The organism is Rhodococcus sp. NPDC059968, from assembly GCF_042738615.1.
Classification (GTDB): Bacteria; Actinomycetota; Actinomycetes; order Mycobacteriales; family Mycobacteriaceae; genus Rhodococcus_F.
The window spans coordinates 118,139-135,816 of record NZ_JBHWUE010000004.1; the positions used below are offsets into that span (position 1 = coordinate 118,139).

A 17,678-nucleotide genomic window follows, 5' to 3' on the forward strand; every position below is an offset into this window, starting at 1 on the left:
CGCGACACACTCGGCGGCCGCGACGCCATCAGCGGATGTCGGCCTTCACGAGGTCGGGATCCGGCTCCGTTCCGGGGCGGTCCTCCCGGGCGGGGCGCGGGCCACTCGCCGACCGCACGGATGTGCCTCGCACGTAACCAACCGCGCCGAGGAGCGTGAGCACCGCCAGAGTCCCGAGGGTGAACAGTTCGAACGTCCCCTGGCTCACGCCCCAGATCTCCTCGAAGTCGTAGTCCAGGCCGAACACCGATTCCAGCGTGCCGGGGAAGACGGCCACCCAGGAACCGAGCAGTACCCAGGAGAAGCAGAGGATGCCGAGGACGCGGAAGCCGGCGTTTCCGGTGGGAACCCGGAAGGGCCGCACGACGTCCGGGAAACGCGTGCGCAGGCGGACCGCCGACGGGATGACGATCAGGTAGCTGAGCAGGAACGTCGAGATCGAGATGGTGAGCACGACAGCGAAAATCGAACCGCCGGAGCCGGTGATCTGCATGGCCGCGATCATGAAGACGGTGGCGACTAGTCCGGAGAGGAAGTTGACGCGCACCGGCGTTCCGAGACGCGGATGGAAGCGACCGAAGAATCCGCCGAAGAACGCGCCGTCGGCTGCGGCCATCGCCTGCATGCGGTCACTGATGATCATCCACGCCGCGCCCTGGGTCATCAGGATCACCGCGAAGATCACCCCGGTCACGGTCAGCATGGCGGGCGCGGCGGGACCGTAGACGCTGTACACGGTCGCGACCGCCTCGAGAAGCCCGCCGACACCGGTGATGTCGTCCGCGGGCACGACGAGCAGGATGGCGAAGATCGGCAGCAGGTAGGACGCGGCGGCGATGGCGCAGGCGCGGGCGATCGAGATCGGGACGTCGCGGGCGGGGTTCTTCATCTCCCCGGCGGCGCTGTTCCCGGATTCGAATCCGAGGTAGGAGAACAGCAGCAGCGGCGTCACGCCGAGGAGCCCGGCCAGGGTGGGGCTGAAGTCGCCCGCCGAGATGCCGGCGAAACCGTGCTTCGCGGCGTAGATGCCGGTGGTGACGAGGAAGAACAGCAGGAAGACGATCTTGAGGAACGCGCCGACCGTCGGAATCCATTTGCCGCGTGCGAGACTCACGACGGCCGCGAGCACCGTCAGCCAGATGAAGACCAGTTTGAACAGGTAGTCCGTCACCGATCCTTCCTCGAACGCGCTGACGTAGTGGTTCCAGGTCTCCGCGGCGATGAACGCCATGGACCCGCCGACCCACACGGGCTGGGTCACCCACGTCAGCAACGACGCGAGGGCGGCGAGTGGCCGGCCGAACGCTCTCCGGACCCACACGTACACACCGCCCTCGCCGGTGAACGTGCTGCCGATCTCGGCGAAGATCAGGCCGTACGGCAGCAGGAAGAACACCGCGAGAACCAGTGCCCAGGTGAACGTCTCCGCGCCGAAGGTGGAGACCTGACCGAGAACCTCGACCGACACCACCGCCGCGACGATGAGGAAGACGATGTCGAAACGGCCGAGGGACTTCTTCAGATGTTGTGTCTGTTCGTCCGCCAGGGCGGTGGGGGTGTTGTCGCTCATCGATCATGCCTCTCACGTTGCAGTGATGCCGGTCACTACTCTCGTCCGCACCCGGCAAATCTGTACAGCACAAAGTTCCGGGGTACTGCATCAGTTCTCCAGATGCCGAGACCGGCGAGTTGGCATCTGAATAACTGATGCAGTGGCACGGAAAGATCCTGTTGACTGTTGTGGTCGCGCGGGCCGACGATTCTGGCACTGCACGAACCGAACAGCGTGAGGAACCCACCGTGCGTGATCCGCGATACGACATCCTTTTCGAACCGGTCCAGATCGGACCGGTCACCGCCCGCAACAGATTCTTCCAAGTCCCGCACTGCAACGGCATGGGCTACCGCGACCCCTCCGGGGAGGCCTACATGCGGCGCGTCAAGGCCGAGGGCGGCTGGGCGGTGGTCTGCACCGAGCAGGTCGAGATCCATCCGACCTCGGACATCGGCCCGTTCATCGAACTGCGCCTGTGGGACGACCAGGACCTGCCGGCCCTGACCCGGATCTCCGAGAAGATTCACGAGGGCGGCTCCCTCGCCGGCATCGAGCTCGCCCACAACGGCCTGAACAGTCCCAACCTGATCAGCCGCGAGACCCCGCTCGGCCCGCAGAATCTGCCCGTCGTCTCCTGGAACTACGACCCCGTCCAGGCCAGGGCGATGACCAAGTCGGACATCGCCGACCTCCGGCACTGGCACAGAGAGGCGGTGCGCCGGTCGCTGAAGGCCGAATACGACATCGTCTACGTGTACGCCGGGCACGCGATCGGAGGCCTGCACCACTTCCTGTCCCGCCGCTACAACAACCGGACGGACGAGTACGGCGGCAGCCTGACCAATCGGGTTCGCCTGCTCCGCGAGATCCTCGAGGATTCACGAGAGGTCGCCGACGGAAAGGCCGCTGTGGCGTGCCGCATCTCGGTCGACGAACTCCTCGGCGACGAGGGGATCACCCGCAGCGAGATCGAAGACGTGATCGGCCTGCTCGGCGAGACCCCCGATCTGTGGGACTTCGTGCTGGGCAGTTGGGAGGACGACTCCGTCACCTCGCGGTTCGGCCCCGAGGCGGAGCAGGAACCGTATGTCCGCGGGCTGAAGCAGCTCACCACGAAACCCGTCGTCGGCGTCGGCCGCTTCACCTCCCCCGACACGATGCTGCATCAGGTCAAGAGCGGCATCCTCGACTTCATCGGCGCGGCCCGCCCCTCGATCGCCGACCCGTATCTTCCCCGCAAGATCGAGGAGGGGAACCTCGAGGACATCCGGGAATGCATCGGTTGCAATATCTGCGTGTCCGGCGACTTCACGATGTCCCCGATCCGCTGCACCCAGAACCCGACGATGGGCGAGGAGTTCCGCCGCGGCTGGCACCCGGAGCGGATCAAGGTCCACTCGACCGACTCGAACGTCCTCGTGGTCGGCGCCGGCCCCGCCGGACTCGAGGCGGCGCGCGCGCTCGGGCAACGCGGCTACAACGTCAGCCTCGCCGAGGCGAGCAGGCAACTCGGCGGCCGTGTGACCCGCGAGTCCAAGCTCCCCGGACTGTCCGCGTGGATCCGCGTGGTCGACTACCGCGAACAGCAACTCCGCAAGCTCCCCAACGTGGACGTGTTCATGGAGAGCGAGATGACCGCCGACGACGTCATCGAGAACGACTTCCATCACGTGGTCGTGGCGACGGGCTCGCACTGGCGGCGCGACGGCGTCGGCCGGTGGCACACCCACGCCGTTCCCGTCGACGAGCACGCCGACGTCCTGACCCCCGACGACGTGATGGCAGGCCTCCGCCCCCGGGGCAACAAGGTCGTCCTCTTCGACGACGACCACTACTACCTCGGTGCGGTCGTCGCCGAACTCCTCGCCAAGGAGGGTTTCGACGTCACCCTGATCACGCCGGCCGCGCACGTGTCGCAGTGGACGACGAACACCATGGAGGTGGTCCGCATCCGCAAGCGAATCATCAAGGCCGGTGTGCACGTTCAGGTGAATCGCGCCGTCACCGCGGTCACCGCGGACGGCGTCCGCACGGTGTGCGCGTTCACCGGCGACGAGCAGTTCGTCGACGCGGACAGCGTCGTCCTCGTCACCGCGCGACTCCCGAAGGACGGGTTGTTCCACGAACTGCGGTCGCGCGAATCCGAATGGGCCGACGCCGACCTGCGCAGTGTCCGCGGCATCGGCGACGCCTGGGCGCCGTCCACGATCGCGGCCGCGGTCTGGTCCGGGCACCGGTACGCCGAGGAGCTGGACGAACCACCCGCCCCGGGCCCGGTCGCCTTCCGACGAGAAGTCACCGGACTGTCCATCGAACCCGTCGAGACATTCTCCGTCCCCCCACTCGCCGACGCACAGAACTGAGGAACACCACCATGACCGCAGTGCACCCGATCCCGACCGACGCCCGGAACATCGCGGCGATGACACCCAGCGCCTACGTCACCGCGGACACGCTCCAGCAAGGCGATCCGAAGGAACACGAAATGGTCCACCTGAGCAGCGGGGACGAGAAGTTCACCATCGGCTCGTGGCGTGCGGAGCCATATCGCGAGTACATCGAGTCTTACCCGGGCGACGAATACACCCGGGTGCTGGAGGGTTCCGTGACGTTGACGGCGGACGACGGCGTCTCGCACACCTTCGGACCCGGCGACGCGTTCACCCTGACCAGGGGGTGGCGCGGCGAGTACCGCGTCGACGAACCCCTGCTCAAACAGTTCGCCATCTATGTTCCCTGATCGCACACCACCACTTTCGAGCACGAGGGATGACGATGCCTGATCCGACCACACTCGCCGACTGGACCCGGCTCGCCGCGACGATCACGCCGCGCCGGGAGCTCTTCATCGACGGCGCGTTCCGTCCCGCCAAGTCGGACGAGACGTTCGACTCGATCAACCCGGCGACCGGTGAGCTGCTGGCACGGGTGGCAGCCGCGGACGCCCCGGACGTCGATGCCGCGGTGCGGTCTGCGCGCGAGGCGTTCGACTCCGGCGTCTGGTCGCGGAGTCCGGCATCCCACCGCAAGCGGGTCCTGCTCCGGCTCGCCGAGCTGATCCTCGAACACCGTCACGAGCTCGCCCTGCTCGACTCCCTCGACATGGGCAAGCTCGTGGTGGAGGCGCTGACCGTCGACGTCCCATCGGCAGCAGAGCTTTTCAGGTTCTACGCGGAGGCCCTCGACAAGATCGGCGGCGAGATCGCGCCCACCGATCCCGGGAGTCTCGCGCTCGTCTCCCGCGAACCCCTCGGCGTCGTCGGGGCGGTGGTCCCGTGGAACTTCCCACTCGACCTCGCGGTGTGGAAGCTGGCGCCGGCCCTCGCAGCAGGCAACAGCGTCGTCCTCAAGCCCGCCGAGCAGGCCCCGCTGTCGGTGCTGCGGCTGGCCGAACTCGCCGCGGAGGCGGGGCTGCCCGACGGCGTCCTGGGTGTCGTCCCGGGGTTCGGCGCCACGGCCGGGGCGGCCCTGGGCCTGCATCCCGACGTCGATGTCGTCGCCTTCACCGGCTCGACCGCGACCGGGAAGCGGTTCCTCCGGTATGCGGCGGACTCGAATCTGAAGCAGGTCTGGCTCGAATGCGGAGGCAAGAGTCCCAACCTGGTGTTCGCGGACGCCGATCTGGACGAGGCAGTGGAGAAAGCGGTCTTCGGCGCGTTCTACAACCAGGGCGCGGTGTGCTCGGCCAACTCCCGGTTGCTGGTCGAGGAGTCGGTGGCCGAACAAGTGACCGAGGCCCTCGTCCGCCGGGCGTCGTCGATCCGCCCCGGCAATCCGCTCGATCCCGCCTCCACACTGGGCGCGATCGTCGACGAGAACCACGCTAGCACCGTCGCGGGTTTCATCGACCGCGCCCGGTCCGAGGGCCGGGTGCTGCTGGGCGGCAACAGGACCACCGTCGGCGGCCGGGGATCCTTCGTCGAACCGACGATCTTCGCGGACGTCGCACCCACCGCCGAGGTGGTGACCCGGGAGGTGTTCGGACCCGTCCTCACCGTCCAGACGTTCACCGACGAGGCCGACGCCGTCCGGATGGGTAACGACAGCATCTACGGTCTGGCCGCCTCGGTATGGACCGAGAACCTGAACCGGGCGCACCGCGTCTCCGCGGCACTGCGCGCGGGAACCGTCTCCGTCAACACCGTCGACGCCATCAGCGCGCAGACCCCGTTCGGCGGGTTCAAACAGTCCGGGTTCGGCCGCGACCTCTCCCTGCACGCAATGGACAAGTACACCGGACTGAAGACGACGTGGATCCGGCTGCGGCAGTAGCCGTCACGGCACCGGGTTCATCTCCCGAACTCGCCGGGCGAATGTACCCTTCGGCGCTGCCGAGGCGCCCGAAGGTACATTCGCCCCGAAACGTGGCACCCCACGCGGGCACGTCGAGCCGCTAAGCTGGCGCCATGTTTGCCCTCGTATCTTCGGAATCCGATCCCCGATTGCGTTGTGCCACAGCACTTCATGGCCACACCTCCACGATGCCGCCGATCGCCGTACGCAGGCTCGATGCGAGGGACTGGGGGTCGGTGCTCCGGATCTATTCGGAGGGCATCGTCGGCGGGCTGGCCACATTCGACACGGAGACCCCGACACGGTCGGAACTGGACTCGCGCTGGCTGGGCGGGCACCGATGGGTGGCCGAGGTGGACGGGACGGTCGCCGGGTGGGCGGCCCTGTCTCCTGTCTCCGCGCGGCGCTGCTTCCGCGGAGTCGCCGAGAACTCCGTGTACACGGCCAGGGAGTTCCGCGGTGCGGGCATCGGGACCGCGCTGATGCGGCGGCTCATCGACGAAGCGGACTTCTCGGGCATCTGGACGCTGCAGGCCTCGGTGCTGGCGGTGAACACCGGGTCCATCGCACTGCACCACGCGGTCGGCTACCGGACGGTCGGGGTGCGGCAACGACTCGCGCAGATCGACGGCGTCTGGCACGACAGCGTGCTGCTCGAGCGCCGCCGGGAGACCTGACACCGCGACCACCCGGAGATACCGTGGAGGGATGCTCCCCGTCATCGATTTCGCCGAACTGGACACTCCGGCCGGGCGGGAACGGCTGCGGGAGATCACCCACCACGTGGGGTTCTTCTACCTCGACGGGCACGGCGTGGACCGGGAACTGCTCGATCGGGTGTTCACCGTCGCGCGGGAGTTCTTCGCCCTGTCCGACGACTCCAAGCAGTCGATCGCGATGCTGAACAGTCCCCATTTCCGCGGCTACAACCGAGTGGGCGGCGAACTGACCAACGGTGAGACCGACTGGCGGGAACAGATCGACATCGGCCCCGAACGGCAGCCGATCCCCGGTGCCGCCGGCTACCTGCGACTGCAGGGCCCCAATCAGTGGCCCACGGATCTCCCCGACCTCGAGAAGACGATCGAGGCCCTGGACGCCGCGCTCGCCGACGTCGGGATGCGACTGTTGCGGAACTGGGCCGCGTCGCTCGACGCCGATCCGGCGATCTTCGACGACGCTTTCGCGCACGCCCCCGCCACGCTGATCAAGGTCGTCCGCTATCCGGAACGGCCGAGCGCCGACCACACCGGCGAGCAGGGCGTCGGCGCCCACAAGGATTCCGGCGTGCTGACCATCCTGCTCCTCGAACCCGGGTCGTCGGGACTCCAGGTGGAAACCGAGACCGGCGACTGGATCGACGCACCGGCCCGCGCCGGCTCGTTCGTGGTGAACATCGGCGAACTGCTCGAGGTCGCGACCGGCGGCTACCTGCGGGCCACCCAGCACCGGGTGCTCACCCCCGCCGGTGCGCCCGAGCGACTGTCCGTGCCGTACTTCCTCAATCCCGCTCTCGACGCCACGGTCCCGGCCATCGAACTGCCGCCGCACCTGGCCGAACGGGCGCGCGGCATCGAACTCGATCCGGCGAATCCGCTCTATCGCACGTACGGCGAGAACGCATGGAAGAGCCGCACCCGCGCGCACCCCGACGTCTACGCGCGCTGGTATCCGGGCGAGGCGGAACCGGAGTAATACGCCCTCCGCCACCGGGAGTATTGTTCCGGCAGTGTTGTTCCTGACCTCTCGGCGCTACGTCGACCTCCGCCTGCAGGCGAGCGCAATCTGTCCGCGCTCGCGCTGACGCACCGCTTCACTCAGGACTCTCTCTCGTCGTATCCGCCCCACCGGGCGACGTTCCACGGCCCCATGCGAAAGGCACACCCATGCCCAGTTCCGCGCTGTCCACGCGCGCCGAGACCACCTCTCGACGCCGTCTACCCCAGTGGGCCACCTCGTTCGGCCCCCAGATCGTCACCGGACTCGTTGTCGGCGTCATCCTCGGACTCGTCGCCCGCGCCATGCCCGTCGCCGCCGACGGCAACGAGAACTGGCTCGTCGGAACCGTCCACACCATCGGGTCCAGTTACGTGAAACTGCTTACCGTCGCGGTGATCCCGCTGGTGTTCACGGCCATCGTCAGTTCGATCGCCAACCTGCGTGAGGTGGCCAACGCCGCGCGCCTCGCCGTCCAGACGCTGCTGTGGTTCGCGATCACCGCGTTCATCGCCGTCGTCATCGGAATCGTCATCGGACTCGTCACCCAGCCCGGATCGCACACGACCGTCACCGGCGCCGGCAAGGAACCGGCCACCACCGGGTCGTGGTGGGCGTTCGTCACCGGCCTGGTGCCCAGTAACTTCCTCGGCCTGAACGCGAAGACCACCCTCACCGAGGGCGCCGCCAGCACGTCGCTGAGTTTCAACGTGCTGCAGTTGCTCGTCGTCGCGGCCGCGATCGGCATCGCCGCACTGAAGGTCGGGGCCAAGGCCGAACCGTTCCTGCAGTTCAACGCGTCGCTGCTCGCGATCGTGCAGAAGGTGCTGTGGTGGATCATCCGCCTCGCACCGATCGGGACCGCCGCGCTGATCGCGAACGCGGTCGCCACCTACGGCTGGGACGCCATCGGCTCGCTCGGCTGGTTCACCGCCGCCGTCTACATCGGACTGGCCATCGTCTTCCTCGTCGTCTACCCCGTCCTGATCCGCGCGCACGGACTGTCGGTGCGCGCCTTCTACTCCGGCGTCTGGCCCGCCACGCAGCTCGGCTTCGTGTCCCGTTCGTCGATCGGCACCCTGCCACTCACCGAACGGGTCACCGAACGCAATCTGGGTGTCCCCCGCGAGTACGCGTCGTTCGCGGTGCCGCTCGGGGCGACCACCAAGATGGACGGCTGCGCTGCCATCTATCCCGCGATCGCCGCGATCTTCGTCGCCGAGTTCTACGGTGTTCCTTTGTCGTTCACCGACTACCTGCTGATCATCGTCGTCTCCGTGATCGGGTCCGCGGCCACCGCGGGCACCACTGGCGCCACCGTCATGTTGACGCTCACGTTGTCGACGCTGGGACTGCCCCTCGCCGGTGTGGGCCTGCTGCTCGCGGTCGAACCGATCGTCGACATGGGCCGCACCGCGGTCAACGTCACCGGCCAGGCTCTCGTCCCGACGATCGTCGCGAAGCGGGAAGGCATCCTCGACGAAGCCCGCTACAACGCCGAACGGACCGGCGACCCGTTCGAGGACGACGAGACGGTCGCAGCGGCGTAGCGAAACGCTCGACGAGAGCCTTCCCCACGTGGAAGGCTCTCGTCATGGCCGACCTCGACGCGATCAAACGACGGATCGTCATGCAATTCCAGCGGCACGTCGCCAACCCGCTCTCCACGCGACTGTCGAGCCAGACGCTCCTCGAGACCACCGGCCGCGTGAGCGGGCAGCCCCGCGTCACGCCCATCGGGGGCCGGCGAACGGGCACCGAGTTCTGGCTGGTGTCCGAGTTCGGTGAGCGGTCGAATTACATCCGCAACATCCGCGCGAACAATGCCGTTCGGCTGCGGATCCACGGCAGGTGGCACACGGGCACCGCGACGCTGCTCCCCGACGACGACGCCCGCACCCGGCTGGCGCAGCTTCCCCGGATGAACAGCGTCGCCGTCCGGGTCGTCGGCACCGACCTCCTGACCGTCCGCATCGACCTCACCGACTGAGGTCAGCCCCCGCACACGCCCGCCGGATAGTCATCCGCACCCGCAATGGCGCCGGCGTCTGACCAACTGCCCGCGCACCTACGAGCGGGGCCCAGCCGTCTGGCCAGGTGTGATGTTCGCAACTCGGCGTTCGGCTGCACGCCCGGCGCGGATTTGGTACCGCTCGGCGGCTGCGGATCGAGCAGCTTGCAGTAAAGACTTAGCCTCGGCTAATCTGCGATTTCGCGCGGACATGCCACGTTCCGCACCTCAGACAACGACGTCTGCCTCACCGGCGTATCGGTTCGGGGTCGGTTCTCTGCCGTGATCCTCTCGCCGACGCCACCCGTGCGCCCAGCACGGACCCTTATTCGGCGAGTATCGCGAGGAGACAGTCGGTTGAACACGAGCGCCACCGAGTCCGGCCTGTACGACAGGACGCTCGACAAGAGCAGCTGTGGCGTGGGCTTCATCACCCGCAAGGACGGCATTCAGTCCCATGACGTCCTCACCCGGGGCCATGAGGCCCTGTGTGCGGTTCCTCACCGCGGTGGCATGTCGGCCGAGGGTGTCGGCGATGGTGCCGGTGTGTGCGTCGACCTGTCGGTGTCGTTCTTCCGCTCCCTGACCGGTCAGGACGATCTCGAGGCCGGCCGCTTCGGTGTCGGCAACTTCTTCCTCCCCACCGACGTGGCATTCCACGGCGACGCGGAGGCCGTCATCGAGCGGGCTCTCGCCGATCAGGGATTCCGGGTGCTGGTCGAGCGTGACGTGCCCGTCGACGCCACCGTGCTCCGGCCCGCCGCAATCCGGTACCAGCTGCCGATCCGGCAGTGGGTGTTCACCGCGCCCGACGCTTGCACCGACGAGACCGAGTTCGACCGTCGCATCCACGACGCCCTGCTCGCGATCGAGGCCGTCGCGTACACCCAGCCCGATCTGGCCGGGCTGTACCCGCTGTCGCTCAGCGCCCGCACCCAGGTGCTCAAGGGCCGCCTCAACTCGAACGAGGTGATGCCCTACTTCCGGGACCTCGTCGACCCGGCCCACGCCATCCACACCCTGTACTTCCACACCCGGTTCTCGACGAACACCGATCCGCATCCGACGATGGCGCAGCCGTTCCGTCTGATGGCGCACAACGGTGAGCTCAACACGGACAAGAAGAACCGCCTGTCCGAGACGGCTCTCGCTCGTTCCCGCAACCGGGAGATCGTCCGCCCGCACGGCCAGTCGGACAGTTGCCGCCTCGACCAGACGCTGCAGAGCCGGGTCGTGGAGGACGGTCTCGACCTGGTGACCGCGGTGGTGTCGATGATGCCGCCGGCGTGGGAGAACGATTCCACCCTGTCGCCCGAGGTCCGGTCGATGCTCGAGTACTTCTCGCTGTACGAGGAGAAGAACGACGGCCCGGCCGCGCTGATCTTCGGTGACGGCACCGTCGTCGGCGCGCGGCTCGACCGGCTCGGACTGCGACCGCTGCGCTCGGTGGAGACGAACGAGTACCTGTGCGTCACGTCCGAGGCCGGGCAGATCGACTTCGACCCCGAGACCGTCCTGCACCGCGGACGCATCGAGGCCGGCGGCATGCTGTACTTCGACCACCGCGAGGGCCGCTCGTACTCCACCGACGAGGCACTCGAGCTGCTCGCCTCCCGGAACGACTACCCGACGCTCGTCGCCGAGGCCCGCCGGACCATCGAGGCGCTGCCCGAGGTCGAGGCCGAGCCGGGACCGTTGCGGTACAACGGCGACCTCGAGCGCACCCAGCGCTACGTCGCGTACTCGCACAACCAGGAAAGCTTCAAGTTCATGATGGACCCGATGCTCGCGTCGGGTCAGGAGAAGATCTCCGCGATGGGCTACGGCAACGCCATCAACGCGCTCTCCGATCAGGAAGGCGGGGTGGCCAAGTACTTCTCGCAGCGTTTCGCTCAGGTCACCAACCCTTCGCTGGACAGCATCCGTGAGGCCGACGGCATGACGCTGCGCGTCGCGCTGGGCGCCAAGCCGAACAGCGGGGCGCAGTCGGCGCCGCAGATCGTGGTGCCGTCGCCGATCCTCACACACATGGACATGCTGCGGATCCGCAAGCAGTCCGAGACGCCGGTGCAGCGATTCCCGATGCTGTACACCCCCGTCCACGGTGACTTCGCCGCCAACGCAGCCGCACTCGAGGCCGCGGTCGACGGGCTCTGCGACGAGGTGGAGGCGTTCGCCCGCGAGCAGGGCGGCATCGCGATCGTCACCGACCGTCACGTGGCCACCGACCGCGCCGCGCTGCCGATGATCGTGGCGATCTCCGCTGTCAACCAGCGGCTGATCGAAGAGGGTCTGCGCCTGCGGGTGTCCGTCGTCGCCGAGAGCGGTCAGATCTCGTCCTCGCACCATGTGGCGGCCGCCCTCGGATTCGGCGCCGCCGCGATCTACCCGCTCGCCGTCCGTCTGCGCGCAGAGGAGAAGTTCGCCGACGAGGCGGATGTGGCGTTCAAGCGGTTCGCGAAGGCCGCCGAGAAGTCGCTGATGAAGACGATGGGCCGGGTCGGCCTGTGCACCGCCGAAAGCTACATCGGCGGCGAGTTCTTCGAACCCAACTACCTCGACACCGACGACCGGGTACTGCGCCGCTACTTCGCGAACGTGAAGACGCCGGTGGGCGGTGTCGGGTTCGCCGTCATCGCGCAGGCCGTCGCCGACTGGCACCAGCGCGCCCTGGCCGTCACCGGGGAGAAGGACGTCCCGCTGCTCGGCCTGTTCAAGGAGCGCGCGGAAGGCGCCGGTCACTCGTACGGCACGGCGGCCGTGCGCGGCTTCGTCGACCTCACCGAGGAACCCATCGCATTCGACACGGCGGGCACGCAGGACCACACGGAATCGCTGCGATTGCTGCCACTGAACCGGCTCGAGGACGCGTTCGGTCTCGACGACGACGCCTACCGCAACGCCGGCTTCCAGAAGCTGACCCCCGAGTCGATCGACCGCTTCGAGATCACCCCCGGCTACCGCGCCTTCGCCCGGACGATGGCCGACGAGCGCACCCGCCGCCCCGCAGCGCTGCGCGACGTGCTGGATCTGCCCGCCGACGTCACGTTCCTCACCACGGCAGCCGAGTTCCGCAAGCAGATGGGCCGTTTCTCCCGCAAGGGCAACAACAGCTTCGCGGTGCGCGGACTCGAATCCGAGGCCATCGGCGAGGACCGGTTCCGGCTCCGGCTCACCGGCCCCCACGCGGGCGAGGCCCGTGTGCTGGCGGCGCTCGGCGAATCGCTGGCGATACGGTTCGGCGACGACCTCCGCGAGCACAGCGTGGACGGTGATGCTCTTCTCGTGCGCACGTCCGGTGAGGCGTTGCGATGTCTGTCGCTGCTGCGCACCGCTCCGGCGAGCCTGCCGATCGCGCAGGTGCAGAAGGCCAGCGACATCACACCGTTCCTCACGTCCGGCGCCATGAGCCACGGTGCGTTGAACTCCAACGCGCACGAGGCCGTCGCGCACGGCACCAACATGGTCGGCGGCATGTCGAACAGCGGTGAGGGCGGCGAGCACATCTCCCGCTACGGCACCATCCGCGGTTCCCGGATCAAGCAGTTCGCGTCCGGCCGCTTCGGCGTGTGGGCCGGCTACCTGGCCGACCCGATGCTCGAGGAACTCGAAATCAAGATCGCGCAGGGCGCCAAGCCCGGCGAAGGCGGGCAGTTGCCCGCACCCAAGGTGACCGTCGAGATCGCGGCCGCTCGCGGCGGCACCCCCGGTGTCGAACTCGTCTCTCCCCCACCGCATCACGACACGTACTCCATCGAGGACCTCGCGCAGCTGATCCACGACTGCAAGGCGGCGCGGGTCCGCGTCATCGTCAAGCTCGTGTCCTCGGAGGGCATCGGCACCATCGCGGTGGGTGTCGCGAAGGCCGGCGCCGACGTCATCAACGTGGCGGGCAACACCGGCGGCACCGGTGCCGCCGCGGTGACGAGCCTCAAGTACGCCGGACGTTCGGCGGAGATCGGCGTCGCCGAGGTCCATCAGGCGTTGTGCGCCAACGGGTTGCGGCAGAAGGTGCTGCTCCGGTGTTCCGGCGCGCACCAGACGGCGAGCGACGTGGTGAAGTCGGCGCTGCTCGGCGCCGACAGCTTCGAGTTCGGCACCACCGCGCTGATGATGCTCAAGTGCGTCATGGCCAAGAACTGCAACATCAAGTGCCCCTCCGGTCTGACCACCAATCCCGAACTGTTCGACGGTGATCCGCGGGCGATGGCGCAGTACCTGTTGAACATCGCGCACGAGACCCGCGAGGTGCTGGCCGAGCTGGGGATGTCCTCGCTGCGCGAGGCCCGGGGACGGTCGGATCTGCTGCAGCTCCTCGACCACCCGTCGAGCGTCGGCCAGCTCGACCTGCGCGCGATGCTCGCCGTGGTCGAGGAAGTGTCGATCGGCGATCCGGTGTACCTGGAGAAGGACTACACCCTCGACGACGGCTGGCTCGTGCAGCTGCGCGCGGCGCTGGTCGAGCAGGGCGAGGCCACGGTGGAGCTCGGCGACGGGGTGCACCTGAGCAACCGCAACAAGAGCGTCGGCGCCCAGCTGGCGGTCGACATCGAGCGGATGCTGAATCACGAACTCACCGATGTCGAGCTGCCCGCCGTGCTCCGCGACGAGCGCGGCCGCGGTTATCTGCGTGAGGGCAGCGTCCGGATCGCCACGTCCGGGTCCGCGGGCCTGTCGTACGGTGCGTTCTGCAACGACGGCATGACCCTCGTCCACACCGGCACCGCCAACGACGGCGTCGGCAAGGGCGCCAACGGCGGCAGCATCGTCGTGCGTTCGCCCGGTGGCGGCTCCGACCTGCACGGCGGCAACGTGCTGATCGGCAACTTCGCACTGTTCGGCGCCACCGGTGGGCGCACGTTCGTCGAGGGCCAGGCCGGTGACCGTTTCGCCGTGCGCAATTCGGGTGCCACCGCGGTGGTCGAGGGCGTCGGCGACTTCGCCTGCGAGTACATGACCAACGGCGCCGTCCTCAACCTCGGCGGCTTCGGCAAGGGTGTCGGCAACGGCATGAGCGGTGGCTTCGTCTACCAGTACGACCCCGAGGGCAAGCTGCCCGGCAAGGCCAGCGCGGATTCGATCCTGCTCGGCTCCATCACCGGCGACGACGAGCACGCGGCGCTGCACCGTCAGGCCGTGCACGTGCTGCTCGGGTGGCACCTCGAGGCCACCGGCTCCGCCAAGGCGGCATGGTTGCTCGAGAACTGGGAGACCGAACAGCACCACTTCGTGTATGGCATGCCGCGCGCACTGCTGCAGTACCAGGACAGCGACGAGATCCTGAAGGCCAAGCCCCGCAAGGAGCTCGCCGACGAACTCGCCGCCGCACTGGTCGCACACCAGGTGCGCAAGTTCAAGCTGGACTACCGGGACGGTCACGCGGTGCTGGACGGCGCCGTGCCCGGCTACGGCGAGGCCGACACCGAGGCGATGTTCGCGCTGCTGAACAACTACACGGTGCTGAACGCGGCGCAGGAGATGGCGCTGTCCAAGCTGCCGGGTGTCGCGGATCCGTCCGATCCGGCGGTCGACAAGGCCGTCCGCAACCTGCTGCTCACCGAGGACTTCTTCCTCATGCAGCGGCTGCAGCGGTACGCGCGGGAAGCGTTGAAGGACTACAGCGACGAGGACCTGGCCGTGATGGTGGCGGCCAAGCGTCTCGCCGACTACAAGGATGCGCTGCGCCGCCGCAACGTGCGGTCCATCGACGCCCCCGGCACGTACGGCTGGATCCTGCACCAGGATGCCAAGAACGTCGACAAGATCGGCCGGCTGCCCGGTTTCGAGGAGCTGTTCGCGCAGCACGCTCTCCCCGATCTGATCCCCACGAGAGACGTGGTCCCCTCATGAAGATGCCGTACATCCCTCAGGACGCCCCGTTCAGCGAGGACCAGCGCGTCTGGCTCACCGGCTTCCTCGCCGGCATGAGCTCACGCCTGGTCGTCGGTGGCTCCGACGCGCCCGCGGCGGCGGGCGCTGGGCAGTTGCCCGCGATGCACGTGCTGTACGGCAGCCAGACCGGGAACGCCGAGGGCGTCGCGGAAGACGCTGCGGCCGCAGCACGTTCGCAGGGCTTCGCACCGGTCGTGAGCGCCCTCGACGACGTCGACACGGACGCCCTCGCCGCCATGCAACGCGTCCTCGTCGTCACCTCCACCTACGGTGAGGGTGAGATGCCCGACAACGCCGAACTGTTCTGGCAGGCGCTGTCCGCGGAGACCGCGCCGCGATTGGAAACCACCGACTTCGCCGTGCTCGCACTCGGCGACACCGGCTACGACGGGTACTGCCAGGCCGGCAAGATGATCGACACCAGGCTCGAGCAGCTCGGTGCCCGCCGCGTCACTCCGCGCGTCGACTGCGACGTCGACTACGAGGACACCGCCGCCGCGTGGGTCGCCGACACCCTCCCCCTGTTTGCGGCCGTCGAGGGCATTCGCGGCGAGTCCCCCGTCGCCGATATCGCCGAGCCCGAGACGAAACCGGCCCGCAACCGCTCGCAGTGGAACCGCAAGAACCCCTATGCGTCCACGCTCTCCGTGAACCGGCGGCTGTCGAGCGACACGTCGGCGAAGGAGATCCGGCACTACGAGTTCGCGCTCGCCGACAGCGGCCTCGAGTACGAGGCCGGTGACGCGCTCGGTGTGATGCCGATCAACGATCCCGCCCTCGTCGACGCCCTGGTGTCCCGGCTGGGCATCCCTGCCGATGCCGCCGTCACCGGCAAGGAGCGGCCGTTCAGCGATCTCCTCCTGCACGCGTACGAGATCTCCACGCCGAGCCACGAATTCATCGACGAGATCGAGAAGCGGGCGGGCGACGAAGAACTGAGCCACGTGCTGCGGCACGGCGACAAGGAAGCCCTCGACGCCTGGTTGTGGGGCAAGGACGTGCTCGACCTGCTGCTCCTCGAGCCGTCGGTGACGTTTACCGCCGACGAGTTCGTCGGGCTGCTGAAGCCGTTGCAGCACAGGGCGTATTCGATCTCGTCCAGCGCGCTCGCGAACCCCGGCAGCGTGCACCTGACCGTCGCCAGCGTCCGCCACAGCTCGGCCGGACGCGACCGCGGCGGCGTGTGCTCCACGTTCCTCGCCGACCGGATCGGCGACGGCGGCAGCGGCGGGATCTTCGTGTCGAAGAACAAGTCGTTCCGCGTCCCCGCGAACGACGACGCACCGATGATCATGGTGGGCCCCGGTACCGGCATCGCGCCGTTCCGCGCGTTCCTGCAGGAACGGCAGGCGCGCGGCGCGTCGGGACGCAACTGGCTGTTCTTCGGCGACCAGCACCGCGCGTCGGACTACATCTACGAGGAGGAGATCGGCGCGATGAGCGACAGCGGTCTCCTCACCCGCCTCGACCTCGCCTTCTCCCGCGACCAGGCGGAGAAGATCTACGTGCAGAACCGGATGGTCGAGAACGGCGCGGAGTTGTTCGCCTGGCTCGAGGACGGCGGCCACTTCTACGTCTGCGGCGACGCCACCCGGATGGCGAAGGATGTCGACCGGGCCCTGCACGAGGTCATCGCCACTCATGGCACCCTTTCCACCGAGCAGGCCGCCGACTACGTGACCACGCTCAAGAAGGAAAAGCGCTACCTGCGCGACGTGTACTGACCACGTCGGCAGCAACTCACGAGGAGCACGAACAATGGCAGTGGTGATTCTGTACGGCAGCGAGGGCGGAACCTCCGAACTGGTGGCCGACAACATCGCCGACGTGCTCGGCGACTACGGCGACACGTCCCTGTACGACATGATGGAATTCGACGCGGGCGATCTCGACCCCGAGAACTTCCACGTCATCGTGTGCTCCACCTACGGTGAGGGCGAGCTGCCCTCCGGCGCGGAACCCTTCTTCGAGGGCCTCGAGGAGGACGAACCCGACCTCACCGGGATGCAGTTCGCGCTGTTCGGCCTCGGCGACAAGGTGTACGAGGAGACCTACAACCGCGGCGGCGAGATCATCGCGGCGAAGCTCGTCTCCCTCGGCGCGGTCCAGGTCGGTGAACACGGCAGGCACGACGGGTCCAGCTCGATCCGCCCGAAGGATCAGGCCGAGGAGTGGGCCAAGAACATCGGCGAGGAATTCCTGGGATAGCAC

General features: G+C 68.0%; 11 protein-coding genes. 10 read left to right on the forward strand and 1 reads right to left on the reverse strand.

Annotation, left to right across the window (positions count from 1 at the left end; genetic code table 11):
* Positions 1-28 precede the first annotated feature (28 nt).
* On the reverse strand, positions 29-1,570 hold the full coding sequence (locus ACFWAY_RS06095) for an APC family permease (RefSeq protein ID WP_378453676.1): 1,542 nt from the start codon (positions 1,568-1,570) through the stop codon (positions 29-31).
* A gap of 230 nt (positions 1,571-1,800) precedes the next feature.
* Here ACFWAY_RS06095 and ACFWAY_RS06100 point away from each other — a divergent pair, with 230 nt between their 5' ends.
* The 10 genes from ACFWAY_RS06100 (at position 1,801) to ACFWAY_RS06145 (ending at position 17,675) form a co-directional block, all read left to right on the forward strand.
* Positions 1,801-3,918 carry an FAD-dependent oxidoreductase gene (locus tag ACFWAY_RS06100; protein ID WP_378453677.1) on the forward strand — a complete coding sequence of 706 codons (2,118 nt, stop codon included), beginning with the start codon at positions 1,801-1,803 and terminating at the stop codon, positions 3,916-3,918.
* Positions 3,919-3,929: 11 nt separating this feature from the next.
* The gene (locus ACFWAY_RS06105) at positions 3,930-4,295 is read left to right on the forward strand and encodes a cupin domain-containing protein (RefSeq protein ID WP_378453678.1); all 366 of its coding nucleotides are present in this window, start codon (positions 3,930-3,932) and stop codon (positions 4,293-4,295) included.
* A gap of 35 nt (positions 4,296-4,330) precedes the next feature.
* Positions 4,331-5,827, forward strand: coding sequence for an aldehyde dehydrogenase (locus tag ACFWAY_RS06110; RefSeq protein ID WP_378510130.1), 1,497 nt, complete (start codon positions 4,331-4,333; stop codon positions 5,825-5,827).
* 209 nt (positions 5,828-6,036) lie between these two features.
* A complete protein-coding gene (locus tag ACFWAY_RS06115; RefSeq protein WP_378510131.1) occupies positions 6,037-6,525 on the forward strand; it encodes a GNAT family N-acetyltransferase in 489 nt (162 codons plus the stop codon).
* 31 nt (positions 6,526-6,556) lie between these two features.
* A complete protein-coding gene (locus ACFWAY_RS06120) occupies positions 6,557-7,543 on the forward strand; it encodes an isopenicillin N synthase family dioxygenase (RefSeq protein WP_378510132.1) in 987 nt (328 codons plus the stop codon).
* Positions 7,544-7,734: 191 nt separating this feature from the next.
* Positions 7,735-9,114, forward strand: a complete 1,380-nt coding sequence (locus ACFWAY_RS06125; protein WP_378453682.1) for a dicarboxylate/amino acid:cation symporter — start codon at positions 7,735-7,737, stop codon at positions 9,112-9,114.
* A 44-nt stretch (positions 9,115-9,158) separates the two neighbouring features.
* The gene (locus ACFWAY_RS06130) at positions 9,159-9,554 is read left to right on the forward strand and encodes a nitroreductase/quinone reductase family protein (RefSeq protein WP_378453683.1); all 396 of its coding nucleotides are present in this window, start codon (positions 9,159-9,161) and stop codon (positions 9,552-9,554) included.
* 378 nt (positions 9,555-9,932) lie between these two features.
* Positions 9,933-15,425 carry a glutamate synthase-related protein gene (locus ACFWAY_RS06135; protein ID WP_378510133.1) on the forward strand — a complete coding sequence of 1,831 codons (5,493 nt, stop codon included), beginning with the start codon at positions 9,933-9,935 and terminating at the stop codon, positions 15,423-15,425.
* Positions 15,422-17,191 (forward strand): sulfite reductase subunit alpha, encoded by a 1,770-nt coding sequence (locus ACFWAY_RS06140; protein ID WP_378510134.1) that lies wholly within the window; start codon positions 15,422-15,424, stop codon positions 17,189-17,191. Before ACFWAY_RS06135 ends, ACFWAY_RS06140 begins: the two co-directional genes overlap by 4 nt.
* A 34-nt stretch (positions 17,192-17,225) precedes the next feature.
* A complete protein-coding gene (locus ACFWAY_RS06145; RefSeq protein WP_378510135.1) occupies positions 17,226-17,675 on the forward strand; it encodes a flavodoxin domain-containing protein in 450 nt (149 codons plus the stop codon).
* Positions 17,676-17,678 lie beyond the last annotated feature (3 nt).